21 protein-coding genes are annotated in these 16296 nt (G+C 72.7%); 12 read left to right on the top strand and 9 right to left on the bottom strand.

The window, feature by feature from the left end; genetic code table 11:
* Positions 1–87: 87 nt before the first annotated feature.
* Both HNR61_RS02105 and HNR61_RS02100 read left to right on the top strand, forming a co-directional pair.
* A complete protein-coding gene (locus HNR61_RS02105) occupies positions 88–390 on the top strand; it encodes an ATP-binding protein (protein WP_182841400.1) in 303 nt (100 codons plus the stop codon).
* Positions 387–623 carry a hypothetical protein gene (locus HNR61_RS02100; protein WP_182841399.1) on the top strand — a complete coding sequence of 79 codons (237 nt, stop codon included), beginning with the start codon at positions 387–389 and terminating at the stop codon, positions 621–623. The genes HNR61_RS02105 and HNR61_RS02100 overlap by 4 nt, the downstream gene beginning before the upstream one ends.
* A 105-nt stretch (positions 624–728) precedes the next feature.
* On the opposite strand, the gene HNR61_RS02095 is transcribed toward HNR61_RS02100, so the two are convergent.
* The 5 genes from HNR61_RS02095 to HNR61_RS02075 form a co-directional block, all read right to left on the bottom strand.
* Positions 729–1307, bottom strand: coding sequence for a GNAT family N-acetyltransferase (locus HNR61_RS02095; protein WP_182841398.1), 579 nt, complete (start codon positions 1305–1307; stop codon positions 729–731).
* Between the two features lie 175 nt (positions 1308–1482).
* Positions 1483–1944, bottom strand: a complete 462-nt coding sequence (locus tag HNR61_RS02090) for a hypothetical protein (RefSeq protein WP_182841397.1) — start codon at positions 1942–1944, stop codon at positions 1483–1485.
* Positions 1944–2531 (bottom strand): hypothetical protein, encoded by a 588-nt coding sequence (locus tag HNR61_RS02085; RefSeq protein ID WP_182841396.1) that lies wholly within the window; start codon positions 2529–2531, stop codon positions 1944–1946. The genes HNR61_RS02090 and HNR61_RS02085 overlap by 1 nt, the downstream gene beginning before the upstream one ends.
* Positions 2532–2721: 190 nt before the next feature.
* Positions 2722–2916 (bottom strand): CsbD family protein, encoded by a 195-nt coding sequence (locus HNR61_RS02080; protein ID WP_067812616.1) that lies wholly within the window; start codon positions 2914–2916, stop codon positions 2722–2724.
* A 72-nt stretch (positions 2917–2988) separates the two neighbouring features.
* On the bottom strand, positions 2989–3186 hold the full coding sequence (locus HNR61_RS02075) for a hypothetical protein (RefSeq protein WP_182841395.1): 198 nt from the start codon (positions 3184–3186) through the stop codon (positions 2989–2991).
* A 191-nt stretch (positions 3187–3377) separates the two neighbouring features.
* On the opposite strand from HNR61_RS02075, the gene moeZ reads away from it, so the two are divergent.
* From moeZ to HNR61_RS02050, 5 genes are all read left to right on the top strand, one after another.
* A complete protein-coding gene (moeZ, locus tag HNR61_RS02070) occupies positions 3378–4559 on the top strand; it encodes an adenylyltransferase/sulfurtransferase MoeZ (protein ID WP_182841394.1) in 1182 nt (393 codons plus the stop codon).
* Between the two features lie 215 nt (positions 4560–4774).
* Positions 4775–5074 carry a hypothetical protein gene (locus HNR61_RS02065; RefSeq protein ID WP_182841393.1) on the top strand — a complete coding sequence of 100 codons (300 nt, stop codon included), beginning with the start codon at positions 4775–4777 and terminating at the stop codon, positions 5072–5074.
* A 98-nt stretch (positions 5075–5172) separates the two neighbouring features.
* Complete coding sequence (locus tag HNR61_RS02060) at positions 5173–5937, top strand: SGNH/GDSL hydrolase family protein (RefSeq protein WP_182841392.1); 765 nt, start codon at positions 5173–5175, stop codon at positions 5935–5937.
* Positions 5938–6210: 273 nt separating this feature from the next.
* Positions 6211–7188, top strand: coding sequence for a pectate lyase family protein (locus HNR61_RS02055; protein WP_312897726.1), 978 nt, complete (start codon positions 6211–6213; stop codon positions 7186–7188).
* A gap of 165 nt (positions 7189–7353) precedes the next feature.
* Positions 7354–8766, top strand: a complete 1413-nt coding sequence (locus tag HNR61_RS02050) for a sensor histidine kinase (protein ID WP_182841391.1) — start codon at positions 7354–7356, stop codon at positions 8764–8766.
* Between the two features lie 81 nt (positions 8767–8847).
* On the opposite strand, the gene HNR61_RS02045 is transcribed toward HNR61_RS02050, so the two are convergent.
* Together HNR61_RS02045 and HNR61_RS02040 are read right to left on the bottom strand one after the other, a co-directional pair.
* Positions 8848–10017 (bottom strand): serine hydrolase domain-containing protein, encoded by a 1170-nt coding sequence (locus tag HNR61_RS02045; protein WP_246441920.1) that lies wholly within the window; start codon positions 10015–10017, stop codon positions 8848–8850.
* Positions 10018–10145: 128 nt separating this feature from the next.
* Positions 10146–10472 (bottom strand): rhodanese-like domain-containing protein, encoded by a 327-nt coding sequence (locus HNR61_RS02040; protein WP_182841390.1) that lies wholly within the window; start codon positions 10470–10472, stop codon positions 10146–10148.
* 37 nt (positions 10473–10509) lie between these two features.
* Here HNR61_RS02040 and HNR61_RS02035 point away from each other — a divergent pair, with 37 nt between their 5' ends.
* From HNR61_RS02035 to HNR61_RS02025, 3 genes are all read left to right on the top strand, one after another.
* Positions 10510–11124: a TetR/AcrR family transcriptional regulator gene (locus tag HNR61_RS02035; protein WP_182841389.1), complete on the top strand. Its 615-nt coding sequence runs from the start codon at positions 10510–10512 to the stop codon at positions 11122–11124.
* Positions 11125–11213: 89 nt separating this feature from the next.
* The gene (locus HNR61_RS02030) at positions 11214–12437 is read left to right on the top strand and encodes an MFS transporter (RefSeq protein ID WP_182841388.1); all 1224 of its coding nucleotides are present in this window, start codon (positions 11214–11216) and stop codon (positions 12435–12437) included.
* Positions 12438–12487: 50 nt separating this feature from the next.
* Entirely contained in the window at positions 12488–13045 is a 558-nt protein-coding gene (locus HNR61_RS02025; protein WP_182841387.1) for a TetR/AcrR family transcriptional regulator, read from the top strand.
* Between the two features lie 21 nt (positions 13046–13066).
* On the opposite strand, the gene HNR61_RS02020 is transcribed toward HNR61_RS02025, so the two are convergent.
* Positions 13067–13360, bottom strand: a complete 294-nt coding sequence (locus HNR61_RS02020; protein ID WP_067812606.1) for an LppU/SCO3897 family protein — start codon at positions 13358–13360, stop codon at positions 13067–13069.
* A 119-nt stretch (positions 13361–13479) separates the two neighbouring features.
* Complete coding sequence (ku, locus tag HNR61_RS02015; RefSeq protein ID WP_067812605.1) at positions 13480–14301, bottom strand: non-homologous end joining protein Ku; 822 nt, start codon at positions 14299–14301, stop codon at positions 13480–13482.
* Positions 14302–14414: 113 nt separating this feature from the next.
* Here ku and ligD (HNR61_RS02010) point away from each other — a divergent pair, with 113 nt between their 5' ends.
* The gene (gene ligD, locus HNR61_RS02010) at positions 14415–15395 is read left to right on the top strand and encodes a non-homologous end-joining DNA ligase (RefSeq protein WP_182841386.1); all 981 of its coding nucleotides are present in this window, start codon (positions 14415–14417) and stop codon (positions 15393–15395) included.
* Entirely contained in the window at positions 15385–16284 is a 900-nt protein-coding gene (gene ligD / locus HNR61_RS02005; protein WP_182841385.1) for a non-homologous end-joining DNA ligase, read from the top strand. Before ligD (HNR61_RS02010) ends, ligD (HNR61_RS02005) begins: the two co-directional genes overlap by 11 nt.
* The last annotated feature ends 12 nt before the right edge of the window (positions 16285–16296 follow it).

Here is a 16296-nt window from a genome sequence, read left to right as displayed (position 1 = left end):
TGATCGAGATGTGCGAGCGCGCCGTGCTCAAGATTCCGGCCGATCCTGAACGTCTGCGGGACGCTCGGGTCTGGCTCGGGAAGCTGTGTGCGGCGTGGGGGGGTGGCGGCGACCGTTCCCGAGCTCGCCGTCACCGAGCTGGTCACCAACGTCATCCGGCACACCGACAGCGCCGAGGTGCGCGTCTGGGCCTACCTCGGGGAGGACGGTCCCGTGATCGAGGTGTGGGACGACTCGCCGACGTTCCCCGTCGTCCGGGAGTTCGATCTCACCAGCACGTCCGGGCGCGGTCTGGCGATGCTGACGGCGCTCGGCGTCTCCCTGGGATGGGGTCCGGCGGCGAACGGCGGCAAGGCCGTCCGGGCCGTCCTGAACGGGGCGGCGCGGTGATCGATCCCGAGGTCGTCGAGGGGCTCGCCCTGGTGGCGCTGGTCCGGGCCGTGCGGGTGCACGGCGGCTGCGACGCTCAGCTGAAAGTCGCCGAGCAGCGGCGGCAGTTCGCGGAGGTCACCCGGTGCCGTGTGATCGTGGCCGACGGGTTCTACGTCTCCGCCCACGGAGTGACGCCCCTGGGCCGCGTCGCCGATCTCGTCGCCCGCATCGTCGCCGAAGGGGCTTCCTAGGACGTGTCCGATGGGTCTTCGTTCTTCTGCGGGAGGTCCAGGCATGCCGCTCGTCATGGGCAAGACCTGCCGGACAACCTTCAGGGCGGGTCGGGGGCCGCCGTCTCAGCGCATCTGCTCCCACATGGCGCGGGTCATCTCGTACTCGACCTCGCCGAGGTGGGCGTCCGGGAGCGGATCGTCGAACGGCGGGTAGTACGTGCGCACGTACCGCATGCCGATGGCCCGCATCACTCCTCTGGATCCGGCGTTGGCGGCCATGGTCTGCGCGATCACACGGCTCTGCCCGACCGTGTCGAAGGCGTGCCGCAGCAGGGCGCGGGACGCTTCACTGGCCAGGCCCTGTCGCCAGTGCCGGCGGACGAGGCGGTACCCCAGATCGCAGACGGTGGGATCGTCGGGCTGGTCGGGACCATGCGCGGGCGGCAGCATCATGAGCCCGACGAACTCGCCTTCCTCTCCTCCAGCGGAGAGGTGCGCCATCCAGAAGCCCAGCCCGTCCACCTTGCCCGCCATGGCCATCCGCCGCCGATGCGTTGCGACCGCCTCGTCCCTGGTCGGCGTCCTCGCGTCGAGGTAGCGCAGCACCTCGGGGTCGGAGTCGAGGTGAACCTCCAGGTCGAGGTGCCGATCGGCCAGCGGCACCAGCAGCAGACGCTCGGTGCGCAGGATCGGTTGAGGCATGTGACAACCGTTTCACGGCGGCATCGGCGAAGCGATCGTTTTTCTCCCCGGCCGTGTCCGGTGGATCAGCGGGTCCGAGAGCCACACGGCTGTGTTCCTCGCTGGCTATGGCCGAGATCGCCCCCACCGGCGTGTGGGACGCCGCCTGAATGATCGAGGCAGCCGAGGAGGCGTCTCAGCGGCGGCGGGTCAGGAGGAGGCGGGGGACGCGGTGGAGGCCGCCGCCGAGGACCAGCAGGCCGCCGACGGACAGCAGGGCCAGGTTCATGATCCATTCTCGGGATCCGGCGGGCAGGTACACCGTGCTCGAACGGCCGATGTCGCGCGCCCGGGCCGTCTCGCCCACGCGCAGGCCGTCGCCGCTGCCGTGGAGGGCGACGACGGGGCGGACCACCGCCCCGTCGTCGGACCGGAACGTCCCGCGCAGCGTGCACGCCTCGTGCCCGGGATGGCGGATGCAGGTCCGCTCGCGGGCGGTGAAGACGCCGGGCGTTCCCTCCCCGGCCCGCGCCGCGCGCAGCACGGTCCCGGCGTTGGGCAGCACCAGGTACACCAGCAGCAGCCCGAACGCCGCCATCAGCATCCCGAAGGCCGAGACGCCCTTCGCGCGCGCGGCCGTCGCCCCGTCGAGCGTCATCACGCCGCTTCGGCGACGGGCCTGCGCTCGGGGACGGTGGCGCACGCGCACCTCATCGCGGCGCGTTCGGCCGCGCTGGGCCTGCGGTGCAGGTACATCGCCACCACCATGGGGGCGAACACGAGCGCGTTGTAGAACAGGTGCAGCTCCACGCGCGGCACCAGGAGCTGGATGATGCTGGTCGGCGCGGCGCGTCCCGCCAGGTTGGCGCCGAAGAGCGCCTGCAGGAGCAGCAGCAGGTGTTCGAGGTGGTGCCAGACCTGGACGCCGAGGGAGATCTTCCACCAGGTGCGGGCCCGCCCGGTGAAGCCGGGCAGCAGCAGGACCAGCCCGACCAGCATGATCAGCGCGTAGCCGTAGTGCATCCACTCCGAGGTGACCAGCCACGGGAACGGCACCCCCAGCACGCCGCGCGCCTCGGGCAGCGACCAGCCGAGGACCCAGATCTGGACGGCCTGCGCAACGTGCTCGGCCCAGTGCGCGACGACGATGAACAGATAGAAGGCCAGCCCCGCCCTGTGGTAGCGGGTGTTGAGCGTGCGCACCGCCGACCGGAGTCCGCCGCCTTGTTCCAGAACGTTCGCCACCTGCGGCACCTTTCGCGAGAGGACGATCTCCTCATCCCACCTCGGATCGGGGCGGCGCGATTCTTTGAGCGTGCTCACCTTCCGCGCGGCGCGGCCGTGGCCGACACCGGCCGTTCGGTCCGGAACACCGAAAAGGGCCCCTCCGGAGAGGGGCCCTTTTCGCGGGGTCACCATGAGGACACGCTGTGGTCTACTTCTTCATCGTCCTCCGGGCTTCCTTGGCCGCGTCCTTGAGCTGCTCGCCGACCTGCTTGGCGCCGCCGGACATGCGGTCCTTGCGGCCCTCGGCCTCCATGTAGGGGTCGCGCGAGTCCCGGCCGGCCTGCTCCTTGCCGCGGCCCTTGGCCATCTGGAGCTTGTTCTTCATCTTGTCGAGGAAGCTCATGCTCTCCTCCTTCGTACGAGGTTCGTACAGTCCTGGGCGTGCCCGCCATATCCCGATCTATGCAGGCCGCCGTCAACGAGATGCGCGCACGTCATGGCGGATGCGGGCGGCCTCGCGGTGGATGCGGGCCTCGGTCTCCATCAGCTTCGCCTCGGCGCGCTCGGTGCGCATCCGGGCCCGCATCTCCGAGAACGTCGGCACGCGGCGGCGTTCCCCGCGGGCGGCCCCGCGGCCGGCCCGCGCCCGCGTGAAGCGGTCCAGCAGTCCCATCTCCCTCGCCTCCCTCGGTCGGCCACCCGATGCCCGGTTCCCGGCGATTCATGCGCGCACACCGCCTGACGTGGGCGTTCGGCGGGCGGTCGCGTTGGGGGAATGCGGAGGCGCATGGCAAGGTTGTGCCGTGAAAGGACGATGGCGTCCGCCCCCGTACCCGCCGATGCGTCAGCACAGGAGCACCCACCGTGTCGTTGCCACCTCTGGTCGAGCCCGCAGCGGAGCTCACCCGTGACGAGGTCAATCGTTACTCGCGGCACCTGATCATCCCCGACGTCGGGATGGCCGGGCAGAAGCGCCTCAAGAACGCCAAGGTCCTGTGCGTGGGCGCGGGCGGTCTCGGATCCCCGGCGCTGATGTACCTGGCCGCCGCCGGTGTGGGCACCCTCGGCATCATCGACTTCGACGTCGTGGACGAGTCCAACCTCCAGCGCCAGATCATCCACCGGCAGGCCACGCTGGGCCTGCCGAAGGCGGAGTCGGCGGCCGCGACCGTGCGCGAGATCAACCCGTTGATCGACGTGGTCGTGCACAACACCGCGCTCGACCGCGACAACGTGATGGAGATCTTCGCCCAGTACGACCTGATCGTCGACGGCACCGACAACTTCGCGACCCGCTACATGGTCAACGACGCGGCGGTGCTGCTCGGCAAGCCGTACGTGTGGGGGTCGATCTACCGGTTCGACGGCCAGGCCAGCGTGTTCTGGGCCGAGCACGGGCCGTGCTACCGCTGCCTGTACCCCGAGCCCCCGCCGCCCGGCATGGTGCCCTCGTGCGCCGAGGGCGGCGTGCTCGGCGTGCTGTGCGCCTCGATCGGCTCGATCCAGGTGAACGAGGCCATCAAGCTGATCACCGGCATCGGGGAGCCGCTGGTCGGCCGGCTGATGATCTACGACGCCCTGGAGATGAGCTACCGGTCGGTCAAGGTCCGCAAGGACCCCGAGTGCCCGCTGTGCGGCAAGAACCCGACCCAGACCGAGCTGCTGGAGGACTACGACGCGTTCTGCGGCGCGGTCTCCGACGAGGCCGCCGAGGCGGTCCGGGACTCCACGATCTCCGTGCACGACCTGAAGGCGATGCAGGACCGGGGCGACGACATCTTCCTGGTGGACGTCCGCGAGATCAACGAGTACGAGATCGTCTCGATCCCGGGCGCGACGCTGATCCCCAAGGGCGAGTTCCTCAACGGCTCGGCGCTGGAGAGGCTGCCCCAGGACAAGAAGATCGTGCTGCACTGCAAGTCCGGCGTGCGGTCCGCCGAGGCCCTGGCCGTGGTGAAGAGCGCCGGGTTCGCCGACGCCGTCCACGTCGGCGGCGGCGTGCTGGCCTGGGTCAACCAGATCGACCCGAGCCAGCCCTCCTACTGATCCGCCGGACGGCGAGGGCCCCGCGGGACGCGTCCCGCGGGGCCCTCGCCGTTTCCCACCCCCTCCGACCTGCGAACTCCTCCAAACCGGTTGTGATCTGGAGCACGCGCCGAAACACTGGGGCGGTACCCCGGACCCGCGCCGTACGGCCGAACCGGCCGACGATGCCGCGCCCGGCGGACGTCTTTCCCACCCCACCCTCGTTGGAGGACCCCATGTCCGCGCAGGTGATCACTGAGGCCGAGGTGGCGCTCGGGCACCTGGAATCGCTCACCGACGAGCTGCGTGCGCGCGGCTGGGCCGTCGAGATCGCCGCGTTCGGCGACCGCTGGCCGTCGGCGACCGTCGCCAACCCCGAGCTGACCGGGCTGAACGAGACCGTCATCGCCGTGCTCGACCACACCGACCGCTCCTGGTCGTTCTTCTACGGCTGGGGCGAGCGGATCGCGCCCTGCGCCGAGGTGCACCGCACGGCGACCGCGCTGGCCCGCGTGCTGGCCGTCCGGCGCGACTGAAGACTCCGCGGCGGCGCGGTGCGGAGGGCCCGTGCCGCCGCGGTCCCCAACTGACCCCCAAGTCACAAACTGCTGACCAGCCTGAATACCATGAACACATGGCTTGGACGCGGTATGTGGCAATCGGAGACTCCTTCACCGAGGGCATCGGTGACACCCACCCCGACGGCACGCCCCGGGGATGGGCCGACCGCGCCGCCGAGCTCCTCGCCGAGCGCGCCCCCGGCTTCGGCTACGCCAACCTGGCGATCCGCGGCAGGCTCCTCGACCAGATCGTCGACGACCAGCTTCCGGCCGCGCTCGCCCTGGAGCCCGACCTGATGTCGATCTCCGGCGGCGGCAACGACCTGCTGCGCCCCGGCGTCACCGTGGAGGCGCTGGCGGCCCGCATGGAGGAGGCGGTGGCGAAGGTGCGCGCCACCGGGGCCGACGTGGTGCTGTTCACCGGCGTGGACCCGGCGGACTCGGCGGTCATCCGCCGCACCCGTTCCCGCGTGATGGCCTTCAACGGGCACCTGCGGGAGATCGCCGCGCGCCACGGCGCGTACGTGGTGGACCAGTGGTCGATGGACATCCTCCGCGACTGGCGGATGTGGGGCGAGGACCGGCTCCACATGTCCCCGGCCGGGCACCGGCGGGTGGCGCTGGCGATGCTGGAGGCGTTGAAGGTCCCGGACGTCGAGGACTGGCGCGAGCCGCGGCTGCGCCCGCTCCCCGAGCTGAGCCGCAGCGCGCAGCTGCTGCGCGACCTGCGGTGGGCGCGCGGGTACCTGGCCCCGTGGGTCGGCCGCCGCCTGCGGGGCCGCTCCTCCGGCGACACGGTGACGGCGAAGCGCCCCGCCCTCGAACCGCTCGCCCGCTAGGTCCGGCGGCCGGGCGGGGGACACCTTGGCCCGACGACCGGTGGCGGCTGCGCGTTGCGCCCGGCGAGGACGCCCGCAGGTGTGGCCCTACGACATGGACCACGAACGCCGTGAGCCGCCCGGCCGCGTGAAAACTGCTTGAAACAACCCTTTGCCGCGCCGGGAATCCCGTCTAGCGTTTCGGTAAGCGCTTTCCAAAGAGGTTCCGGGCCTCCTCGCACGACGGCATGCCGCTCCCACCCATGATCCACGCGCGGAAACAAGGAGAACGCCGTGATCAAGACCTCTCTGTCCGCCGGAACGCTCGCCCTCGCCGCCCTCGCGGCGGCCGGCTCCGCCCTGCCGAGCGCCTCCGCGCAGATCCGTGCTCCCATGGTCCAGGCGAACGCCGAGTCCGCCCCCGTCGGCTACGCGAGCATGAACGGCGGCACCACCGGAGGCGCGGGCGGCGCCACGGTGACCGTCGGCAACGCGGCCGACTTCGTCAGGTACGCGACCTCCGCCAGTCCCTACGTCATCCGGGTCAACGGCACGATCACGCTGTCGGGCATGCAGGACGTGGCCTCCAACAAGACCATCATCGGCGTCGGCACCTCCGGCCGCGTCACCGGCGGCGGGCTGGACCTCGACTCCGTCCGCAACGTCGTCATCCGCAACCTGACCTTCACCGGGGCCGGCGACGACGCCATCAACGTCCAGGACGGCTCCACCAACATCTGGATCGACCACAACGACCTGTCGAACGCCAGGGACGGGCTGATCGACATCAAGCGCGGCTCGGACTTCGTCACGGTGTCGTGGAACCGCCTGCACCACCAGGACAAGTCGATGCTGCTCGGGCACTCCGACGGCAACGCCTCCCAGGACACCGGCAAGCTGCGCGTGACCTACGTGCACAACTGGCTGGACGGCACCACCCAGCGCCACCCCCGGGTGCGCTTCGCCAACCCGGTGCACGTGTTCAACAACTACTACGTCAACAACAGCGGCTACGGCGCGGCGTCCACCGAGAACGCGGGCGTCCTCGTCGAGAACAACTACTTCGAGAACGTGGAGGAGCCCACCTCGATCCAGGAGGGCTCGTCCGACCCCGGCAACATCAGGGCCGTGGGCAACCACCTCGTCAACTCCGGGACGCCCGTCACGCGCAACCCCGGCGCGGTGAAGGCGGTCCCCTACCCCTACACCGCCGAGGCGGGCGGCGCGGTGAAGGCCACCGTCACCGCGGGCGCGGGCGTCGGCAGGATCTGATCCGGATCCGGCCGGAACGCGGGGGCCGGGCGGGACGCGTCCCGCCCGGCCCCCGCGCACCGACGCGCGGAGCGGTGCCGCGGTGATTTTGCCGGTGGTGGATCGCCCCTTGACAATCGCCAGGCGAGGGAGCGGGCAGGCACGCACGCAGGGGGAAGGGGGACCATGGGCCGCCTGCGCCGCTGGCACGCCCGGCTGTGGATCTCGGTGCGCGGCCGGGCCACCGTGCTCACGCTGCTGGTCGCCGCGGTGGTGCTGGGCGTGGCGCTGACCCTGGTCTCCATCCTGATCACCCAGCTGGTGCGCCAGCAGGTCTACCGGGAGACCGCCGAGACCGCCAGCCGGGTGGCCGCCGAGGCGGACGCCGGGCGGCTGCCCGACCCGATCCCGGTGCGCCGGCCCCGGGTGCGGTGGGTCCAGGTCGTGGACGCCTCGGGCCGGGTGCTCGCCGCGAGCCGGGACGCCCGGGGCAGGCCGCCGCTGGTCACGCGCCCCGCCGACCTGATCCTGAACGACTACACCCGGTGCCCGCCGGACCTCGGCTCGTGCGTGACCGTCCGGGGCGTGCACCTCATCGAGTCGTCCTACGGTCCCGACGTGATGGTGTACGCCGCCGCCCGGGTGCCCGGCCTGAGGTCCCACTGGCCGGTGTTCGCCTCGATGGCCGTCCTGTACGTGCTGGCGCTCGCGCTGATCGGCCGCTGGGTGTGGTGGCTCATCGGGACGGCGCTGAGGCCGGTGGAGGCCATCCGCGCGGACATGGCGCGGTTCAGCACCGACCATCCGGGCCGCCGCGTCCCGGTGCTCTACAGCGGCGGCGGCGAGATCCAGCGGCTGGCCGAGACCGTGAACGCCACGCTGGAGCGGCTGGACGAGGCCAACGACCGGCAGCGCCGGTTCATCTCCGACGCCTCCCACGATCTGCGCCAGCCGATCGCCGCGGTCATCGCCGAACTCGACCTGGCGCTCCAGGACCTTCCCGACGGCGAGGCCCGGTCCGGCGTGGAGGCGGCGCTGCGCCAGGCCGAACGGCTGAACGAGATCGTCGCCGACCTGCTGGAGCTGTCCCGGCTGGCCTCCGGCGCGCCCGCCCCGGTCGAGCGCCTGGACCTGGCCGATCTGGTCCGGCAGGAGCTGTCAGACCGGCACGGCCGCGTCCCGATCACCTGCCGCCTGGAGCCCGGGGCGACGGTGCGCGTCAACCGGATCCGGCTGGCGCGCCTGCTGGGCAACCTGGTCAACAACGCCCTGCGGCACGCCGGGACGGCGGTGGAGGTCACCGTCCGGACCGATGACGGCACCGCCGTCCTGGAGGTCGCCGACGACGGCGCCGGGGTGCCCGAGGACCTGCGGGACAAGATCTTCGAACGCTACGCCCGCGGCCCGGACTCCCGTTCCCGCGATCCCGGCGGCACCGGACTCGGCCTGTCCATCGCCCGCGAGATCGCCCAGACCTACGGCGGCTCCCTCACCCTCGCCGGCGGCGCGCCGGGCGGCGCCCGCTTCGTCGTCCGGCTCCCGGCGGACCCCCCTCCCGGGCCGTCCCGGAGCGGATCGGTCGCGCACCGCGCGTCGTGACCGTCACCTGCCGGGGCCGGTGGGGCCCTCGGTCACCAGGCGCAGCCCGTAGCCGCGGATCCACTCGATTCCGCCCCGTCGTCAGGGGCAGAAGACCTTCGTGGCGATCCCGTACACCTCGTTCTGGCCGGGGTTCCGGGTGTGGGGGTTGACCGACAGGGTCATCCGCCGGCCGTCGTCGGAGCGGAACGCGAACGTCAGGTAGCCGATCAGCTCGCCGCTGTGCCCCCAGATCGCCCGCCCGCAGGGCAGCGTGTACTTCTGCAGTCCCAGCCCGTAGGCGAAGCCCGCGTCGGTCCGGCGCGCCGCCCGCATGGCGGCCAGCGAGTCCCCGCTGGTGAGCCGGCGCGTGAGCAGCCCGTCGAGGAACCGGTCGAGGTCGCGCGTCGTGGAGATCATCTCGCCCGCCGCCCAGTCCAGCGAGGGGTTCATCCGGGTCGCGTCCACGATCTCGCCCGTCGGCAGCGGCTCGTAGCCGCGCGCGTGCGGCCGGGGCAGGCCGGGCCGGTTCCCGGGGACGACCGTCTGCGTCATCCGCAGCGGGCGCAGGATCCTGCGCTCGATCTCCCTGCCGTAGGGCCGGCCGGTCAGCTTCTCCACCAGCAGGCCCGCGACCACGTAGTTGGTGTTGGAGTAGCGCCAGCTCGTGCCCGGCTCGAAGTGCGGCGGTTTGGCGAACGCCACCTTCAGGAGCTGCTCCGGCGAGTAGGAGCGGAACCGTTCCTCGCCGCGCCAGCGGTTGGTGGAGTACCCGGGTTCGCTCATGTAGTCCCGGAGGCCGCTGGTGTGGTCGAGGATCTGCCGGACCGTGACGTGCGCGCCGCCGGGGACGACGCCGGGCAGGTGGCGTTCGACGGGGTCGTCCAGTCCCAGCCTGCCCTCGTCGCGCAGTTGCAGGAGCACGGTCGCCACGAACGTCTTGGTCACGCTGCCGATCCGGAAGTGCCCGGCGGGGTCGGCCGGGCGCCGGGAGGCCAGGTCGGCGACGCCCGCGCCCGCCGTCCAGCCGCTCCGCCCGCCGCCGACCCTGATCATCGCCGCGGTCGCGGCCCGGTCCCGGACCATGCCCTCCAGCGCCGCCTTGATCTCCGCCCTGGCCTGCGCGGTGTCCTGCGGGGCGGTCGCCGCCACACGTCGGCCGTCCGCCGTCCGGTCGCCGGTGCCCAGGACGGCCCACGGCACCACGGCCGTGGCGGCCACCAGCGCGCCCGACACCAGTGCGACGTTCCGTTTCCGCTGTTTTCTGATCATGCTGGAACGCTAGGGCGGGCCGGGGACCCGGACCATGCGGCCGACCGTCGTTCCGGCTGAGGTTTTCCCCACCCCGCGGCATGCGGGGAGGCGGCGCTCCGGTGCCGACTCCCCGCCCGGCGCCCGCGCTAGGCGGACTCGGTGGGCAGGCCCGCGGCCACCCAGTCCTCGATGCCCTCCCGGTACTTGCGGACGTTGCCGTAGCCGAGGGCGGTGAGGCGGTCGGCGACCTGGCCGCTGTTGGGGCAGGCCGGGTTGGAGCAGTAGGTGACGATCGTGGCGTCGCGGTCCGGCAGCGCCTCCGCCGCCCGCGCGTCGACCTCGCCCGGGGCCAGGGCGACGGCCCCGGGCAGGTGCTGCTTGGCGTGGTACTCGCCGCCCAGCGCGTCGACGACGGTGACGGTCCCCTCGTCGATCGCCGCCTTGAGCTCGTCGCGGGTGATGAGCGTGGTCATGTCACTCCCTCCACAGAATTCGGACTATAGTCCGCTTATGCCCGAGAACAGTAACGGACCGCAGTCCGCTTCTGCAACACCGCTGGAGCTGCTCCGCACCCCGCCACCCCGGGAGCGCGCCGACGCCGCCCGCAACCGGGCCGCCGTCCTGGAGGCCGCCGCCCGGCTCTTCGCCGAGCACGGCGTGGCGGCGGTCTCCATGGACCAGGTCGCGGCCGCCGCCGGGGTGGGCAAGGGCACCCTGTTCCGCCGGTTCGGCGACAAGGCGGGGCTGGCCTCGGCGCTGCTCGACGCGCGGGAACGGGTGCTCCAGGAGGCGATCCTGTCCGGCCCGCCGCCCCTCGGCCCCGGCGCCCCGGCCGCCGACCGGCTCGCCGCGTTCGTCGACGCCTACCTCGACTACCTGCTGGAACACCTGGACCTGGTCCGGATGTCGGAGACCGCGTCCCCCGGGGCCCGGTACCGGATCGGCGCCTACCGGTTCTGGCACCGGCACGTGACGCTCCTGCTGGACGGGCCGCCCGACCCCGAGCACGCCGCGCACGCCCTCCTCGCCGCGCTGGCGGCCGAGCACGTCGCCGCCCTGCTCCCGGACCTCGGCGAGCGGCGCGTCCGGGCCGGACTGCGCCGGCTCGCCGCCCGCCTGCGGTGACCGGTCCGGCACCGGAGAAATTCTAACGCTCGCTCAATATGTTACGGTCGTTCAAATTCTTTCCGGAACGGACGACTGGAGGCCCGCCCATGGCCAACCCGTACCGAGACCTGTTCCGCGCGCCGGGCGCGGTGGCCTTCACCGCCGCGGGCCTGGTGGCGCGGCTGCCGATCGCCATGACCGGGATCGGGATCATCACGATGCTGGCGCAGACGCGCGGCGCCTACGGGCTCGCCGGGGCGGTCTCGGCGACGTTCACGCTCGCCACGGCCGTGTTCGGCCCGCTGGTCTCGCGGCTGGTGGACCGGGCGGGGCAGCGCCGGGTGCTGCCGCCCGCCGCCGCGGTGAGCGTGGCGGCGACGGCCGCGCTGCTGCTGTGCGCCCGCCACGGGGCGCCCGCCTGGACGCTGTTCGCCTGCGCCGCGCTGGCCGGGACGCTGCCCAACATGGCCGCCATGGCCCGGGCGCGCTGGACGCACCTGTACCGGGGGTCGCCCCGGCTGCACACCGCCTTCTCGCTGGAGTCGGTGCTGGACGAGCTCACCTTCGTCGTCGGCCCCGCCCTGTCGGTCGCGCTGTGCACGGCGCTGTTCCCGGAGGCCGGTCCGCTGGCCGCCGCGGCGCTGCTGGCGCTGGGCGTGGCGGCGTTCGTGCCGCAGCGGCGCACCGAGCCGCCGGTCGTCCCCGCCGGGCGGGGGCCGGGCGGGTCGGCCATCCGCGTCGGGGCGGTGCGCGTCCTCGCCCTGGTCCTGGTCGCCGGGGGCGTCATCGTCGGGACCGTGGACGTGGTGAGCGTCGCCTTCGCCGAGAGGCGGGGATCCGCGGCGGGCGCGGGCGCCGTGCTGGCCGCCTACGCCCTCGGCTCCGCGCTGGCCGGACTGGGGTTCGGCGCGCTGCGGCTCGCGACGCCGCCGTCCCGGCTGCTGGTGCTCGGCACCGCCGGAACGGCGCTGACCACGCTTCCGCTGCTGCTGGCGGGCGATGTGGCGACGCTCGCCGCCGCGGTGTTCTGCGCCGGTCTCTTCTTCGCCCCGACGATGATCACGGTGATGGGCCTGATCGAACGGAGCGTTCCGCCCGCCGCGCTCACCGAGGGCATGACCTGGGCCGTCACCGGGCTGAGCGCGGGGGTGGCGCTGGGCGCGGCCGGGTCGGGCGCCGTGGTGGACCGGTACGGCCCCGGGGGCGGCTTCGCCGTGGCCGTCGGGGCGGGGGCCGCCGCCCTGCTGCTCGCCCTGGCGGCCCGGCGGACGCTGACCCGCCGTCCCGCCGGCCCGCAGACCGCGCCGCGGGCCACCGACTGCCCCGTCTGACCAGCGATAGGGTCCCCTGGAACGGACCGGAACACGCCGAGGAGCCAGGGGTGAGCGACCCGACCGGGGACGGCCGCCGCGTCAGGGGCGAACGCAGCAGACGGGAACTGATCGAGGCGACCGTCCGGGTCGTCGCGCGCGACGGGGTGGCCGGGGTCAGCCACCGGGCGGTGGCCCGCGAGGCGGGCCAGCCGCCGACCGCCGCCGCCTACCACTTCCGGAGCATCGACGACCTGCTCACCGCCGCGCTCACCCGCTGCATGGAGCAGGACGCCGCCCGGATGCGGGCGCTGGCGGCGCGGGCGGACGGCTCGGCGGCGGGGCTGCGGGACCTGGCCGAGCTGATGTGCGCGGTCGTCGCCGACCCCGACCACCTGCTCGCCGAGTACGAGCTGTACCTGCTGGCCGCGCGCCGCCCGGAGCTGCGCGGCCCGACGAGCGACTGGCTGGCGGCCGTGACCGAGCTCGGCCGCCGCTACACCGACGACCCGGTGCGGCTGCGGCTGCTGGCCGGCGCGGTCGACGGGCTGCTCATGCAGGCGCTGCTCACCGACGAGCCGCCCACGCCCGAGGAGTTCGAGGCGGTGCTGCGCGCCGTCCTGCCGTGACGCGCGCCGGGCGGGGCCGGATCAGCGCTTGACGCTCTTGACGCACATGGTGGAGTCGTTCACCTGCCAGGAGAAGGTGAACATGCCGTCCTTCGGGCACTTGTCCTTCTGGTTCGGCGGAAGGACCGCCGAGACCTGGTACTTGGCGTCCGGCGAGGCGCAGTCCACGATCTTGATCTTGTTGAGGTCGGCCATCATGCCGCCCCCGTCGAGGCATTCGCCCTGCTTGGCGTCGGCGGCGGCACGACCGCAGGCGGCGAGGCCGGAGGCGGCGAGCAGGAGGGCGGCGGTTCCGAGGACGGCACGCTTGAGCATGAGGGGGCTCCGTTGATAGACAGCCGTGTCTTTATATCGGAGCGCCTCCGCGCGGGTCATGGGATTTTGTCACATTCGTCGCGTGACGCGGCGCACGCCGAGCGATCCGTCGGCGTTCCTCAGGCCGAGCGTCGGCGACGCTTCTGGGCGGGCTTGTCCGGGGTCTCGCCGCGCCGCTTCTTGGCCGCCTCCACGCTGGCCCGCAGCGCGTCGAGCAGGTCCTCGGCGGGCCGGGTCCCGTCGTCGGGCGGCGGGACCACGTCGTGGCCGTCCGCCTTCGCGTCGATCACCGCCTGGAGCGCCTCCCGGTAGGCGTCGTGGTGCTCGGCGGGGTCGAACGCCCCGCGCATCGAGTCGACCAGCGAGCCCGCCATCGCCAGCTCCTGCTTGCGGAACTCGATCTCCTCCTCCAGGAACGGGAACTCCGGCGTGCGGACCTCGTCCGGCCACAGCATCGTCTCCAGCACGAAGACCCCGTCGCGCACCCGCAGGGTCGCCAGGGACTCGCGCTGCCGCAGCGCCACCTTCGCCACGCCGACCAGGCCCGACCGCTCCACCGCGTCGCGCAGCAGCACGTACGGCTTGTCGCCGCTCTCGTCGGGCTCCAGGTAGTAGGAGCGGGCGAAGTAGATCGGGTCCACCTCCTCGGGCTCCACGAACTGGAGCACCTCGATCCGGTGGCCGGTCGGCAGCGGCAGGTCGGCGAAGTCCTCGTCGGTGAGCACGACCATCTCGCCGCCCGGCAGCTCGTAGCCCTTGGCGACCTCGCCGTAGGGCACCTCCTCGCCGTCCACCGAGCAGACCCGCCGGTACCGGATGCGTCCGCCGTCGGCGCGGTGCACCTGGTGGAACGTGACGTCCCGCTGCTCGGTCGCCGCGTACACCTTGATCGGGATGGTCACCAGGCCGAACGAGATCGCGCCGTTCCAAATGCTGCGCATGTAGCGGTCCCTACCCCGCGGACGCCGTCCCTAGCGTCGCCCAAACGTTCGATTTGCTCCACCTGACGCGTTTGATCCTTTTTCTTGGAGCGCGCGAGGGGTAGGACGCGGTTATGACGATGCCGTGGCCGATCGAGCCGATGCTCGCCGTCACCGGCGACCTGCCCGAGAACACCGCCGAGTGGGGCCTCGAACTGAAGTGGGACGGGGTCCGCGTCATCAGCTACGTCTCCGCCGACGGGGTGCGCGCCAGCGGGCGCGGCGGGCGCGGCGGCGACCTGTCCGGACGCTACCCCGAGCTGTCGGGGCTGGCCGACCTGCTCCCCCACCACGACGTGGTCCTGGACGGGGAGGTGGTGGCGTTCGAGGAGGGCCGCCCCAGCTTCGCCCGGCTGCAACGCCGCATGCACGTGGACCGCCCCGACCCCCGCCTCATCCGCGAGGTGCCCGTCCGGTACGTGGTGTTCGACCTGCTGTTCCTGGACGGCCATCTCCTCTACGACCTCCCCTACGCCGACCGCCGCGCGCTGCTGGCCGACCTCGACCTGGCCGCCACCGGTCCCGTCGAGGTGCCGCCGTCGCTGCACGGGGGCGACACCGCGCAGGTCACCGAACTGCTGGAGTTCACCCGCGAGCAACGGCTGGAGGGCCTGCTGGCCAAGCGGCTGGACTCCCCCTACCGCCCCGGCCGGCGCGTCGACTTCTGGCGCAAGGTCAAGAACGTCTCCACCCGCGAGGTGATCATCTGCGGGTGGCGGCCGGGCCGGGGCCGCCGCCAGGGAACGGTCGGCTCCCTGCTGCTCGGCGAGTACGACGACAAGGGCAGGCTGTGCTTCACCGGGCACGTCGGCACCGGCTTCACCGACCGGATGCTGGACGACCTGCACGAGGCGCTGTGGCCGCTGCGGCGGACGACCGACCCGTTCGACGAGGTCGTCCCGCCCGAGCACGCCCGCGACGCCCAGTGGGTCGAGCCGCTGCTGGTCGGGGAGGTCGCCTACGGCGTCCGCACCCGCGACGGGCGGCTGCGGTTCCCGGTGTGGCGCGGCCTGCGCGACGACAAGGACCCCCACGAGGTGACCCGTGAGCTCTAAGCGAGTGGCCGTCAAGGTCGAGGGACGGGAGCTGAGCCTGTCCAGCCTCGACAAGGACCTGTACCCCGAGTTCACCAAGGGCGAGGTGGTCGACTACTACACCCGGATCGCCCCGGTGATGCTGCCGCACCTGAAGGACCGGCCCGCCACGCGCATCCGGTTCCCCGACGGGATCCACGGCACGTCGTTCGTGGAGAAGAACGCGCCGTCCGGCACCCCCGACTGGGTCCGGACCGTCACGCTCGCCACGCCCGGCAGCTCCCGGGGCCGCGACACGCTGGACTTCGTCATGGTGGACGACCTGCCGACGCTGGTGTGGTGCGCGCAGATGGCCGCGCTGGAACTGCACGTCCCGCAGTGGACGGTCGGGCCGCGCGGGGGACGCCGCAAGCCCGACCTGATGGTGTTCGACCTGGACCCCGGCGCCCCCGCGTCGATCATGGAGGCGTGCGAGGTGGCGCTGCTGCTGCGCGACCTGCTGGCCGCCGACGGGCTGACCGCCCATCCCAAGACCAGCGGCAAGAAGGGCCTGCACCTGTACGTCCCGATCGCCGAGACCGACCGGGCCGAGGAGTACGCCAAGCAGGCCGCCTACAAGCTGGCCACCGACCACAAGGACCTGGTCGTCGCCAAGATGGAACGCCAGGTCCGCCGCGACCGCGTGTTCGTCGACTGGAGCCAGAACAACCCGGCCAAGACCACCGTCGCGCCCTACTCGCTGCGGGCCGCCGAGCGCCCCAGCGTCTCCACCCCCATCACCTGGGAGGAGCTGGAGGACGCCCGCCGCCCCTCGGACCTGGTGTTCGCCGCGCCCGACGTCCTGGACCGCGTCGCCGAGCACGGAGACCTGCTGGAACCGCTGCTGAAGGAGCGCCAGCCCCTCCCCTGACGCGGTGCCCTG

The sequence above is a fragment of the Actinomadura kijaniata genome (assembly GCF_014138665.1).
Taxonomy (GTDB): Bacteria; Actinomycetota; Actinomycetes; order Streptosporangiales; family Streptosporangiaceae; genus Spirillospora; species Spirillospora kijaniata.
This window is presented reverse-complemented; position numbering and strand designations above follow the sequence as displayed.

What these genes read in the sequence shown, in the direction of transcription:
- HNR61_RS02095 (WP_182841398.1), bottom strand. Translation starts at nt 1,307, where the DNA reads ATGCCTCAACCGATCCTGCGCACCGAGCGTCTGCTGCTGGTGCCGCTG.
- HNR61_RS02090 (WP_182841397.1), bottom strand. Translation starts at nt 1,944, where the DNA reads ATGACGCTCGACGGGGCGACGGCCGCGCGCGCGAAGGGCGTCTCGGCC.
- HNR61_RS02080 (WP_067812616.1), bottom strand. Translation starts at nt 2,916, where the DNA reads ATGAGCTTCCTCGACAAGATGAAGAACAAGCTCCAGATGGCCAAGGGC.
- HNR61_RS02075 (WP_182841395.1), bottom strand. Translation starts at nt 3,186, where the DNA reads ATGGGACTGCTGGACCGCTTCACGCGGGCGCGGGCCGGCCGCGGGGCC.
- HNR61_RS02065 (WP_182841393.1), top strand. Translation starts at nt 4,775, where the DNA reads ATGTCCGCGCAGGTGATCACTGAGGCCGAGGTGGCGCTCGGGCACCTG.
- HNR61_RS02060 (WP_182841392.1), top strand. Translation starts at nt 5,173, where the DNA reads ATGGCTTGGACGCGGTATGTGGCAATCGGAGACTCCTTCACCGAGGGC.
- HNR61_RS02050 (WP_182841391.1), top strand. Translation starts at nt 7,354, where the DNA reads ATGGGCCGCCTGCGCCGCTGGCACGCCCGGCTGTGGATCTCGGTGCGC.
- HNR61_RS02045 (WP_246441920.1), bottom strand. Translation starts at nt 10,017, where the DNA reads ATGATCAGAAAACAGCGGAAACGGAACGTCGCACTGGTGTCGGGCGCG.
- HNR61_RS02040 (WP_182841390.1), bottom strand. Translation starts at nt 10,472, where the DNA reads ATGACCACGCTCATCACCCGCGACGAGCTCAAGGCGGCGATCGACGAG.
- HNR61_RS02035 (WP_182841389.1), top strand. Translation starts at nt 10,510, where the DNA reads ATGCCCGAGAACAGTAACGGACCGCAGTCCGCTTCTGCAACACCGCTG.
- HNR61_RS02030 (WP_182841388.1), top strand. Translation starts at nt 11,214, where the DNA reads ATGGCCAACCCGTACCGAGACCTGTTCCGCGCGCCGGGCGCGGTGGCC.
- HNR61_RS02020 (WP_067812606.1), bottom strand. Translation starts at nt 13,360, where the DNA reads ATGCTCAAGCGTGCCGTCCTCGGAACCGCCGCCCTCCTGCTCGCCGCC.
- ku (WP_067812605.1), bottom strand. Translation starts at nt 14,301, where the DNA reads ATGCGCAGCATTTGGAACGGCGCGATCTCGTTCGGCCTGGTGACCATC.
- ligD (WP_182841386.1), top strand. Translation starts at nt 14,415, where the DNA reads ATGACGATGCCGTGGCCGATCGAGCCGATGCTCGCCGTCACCGGCGAC.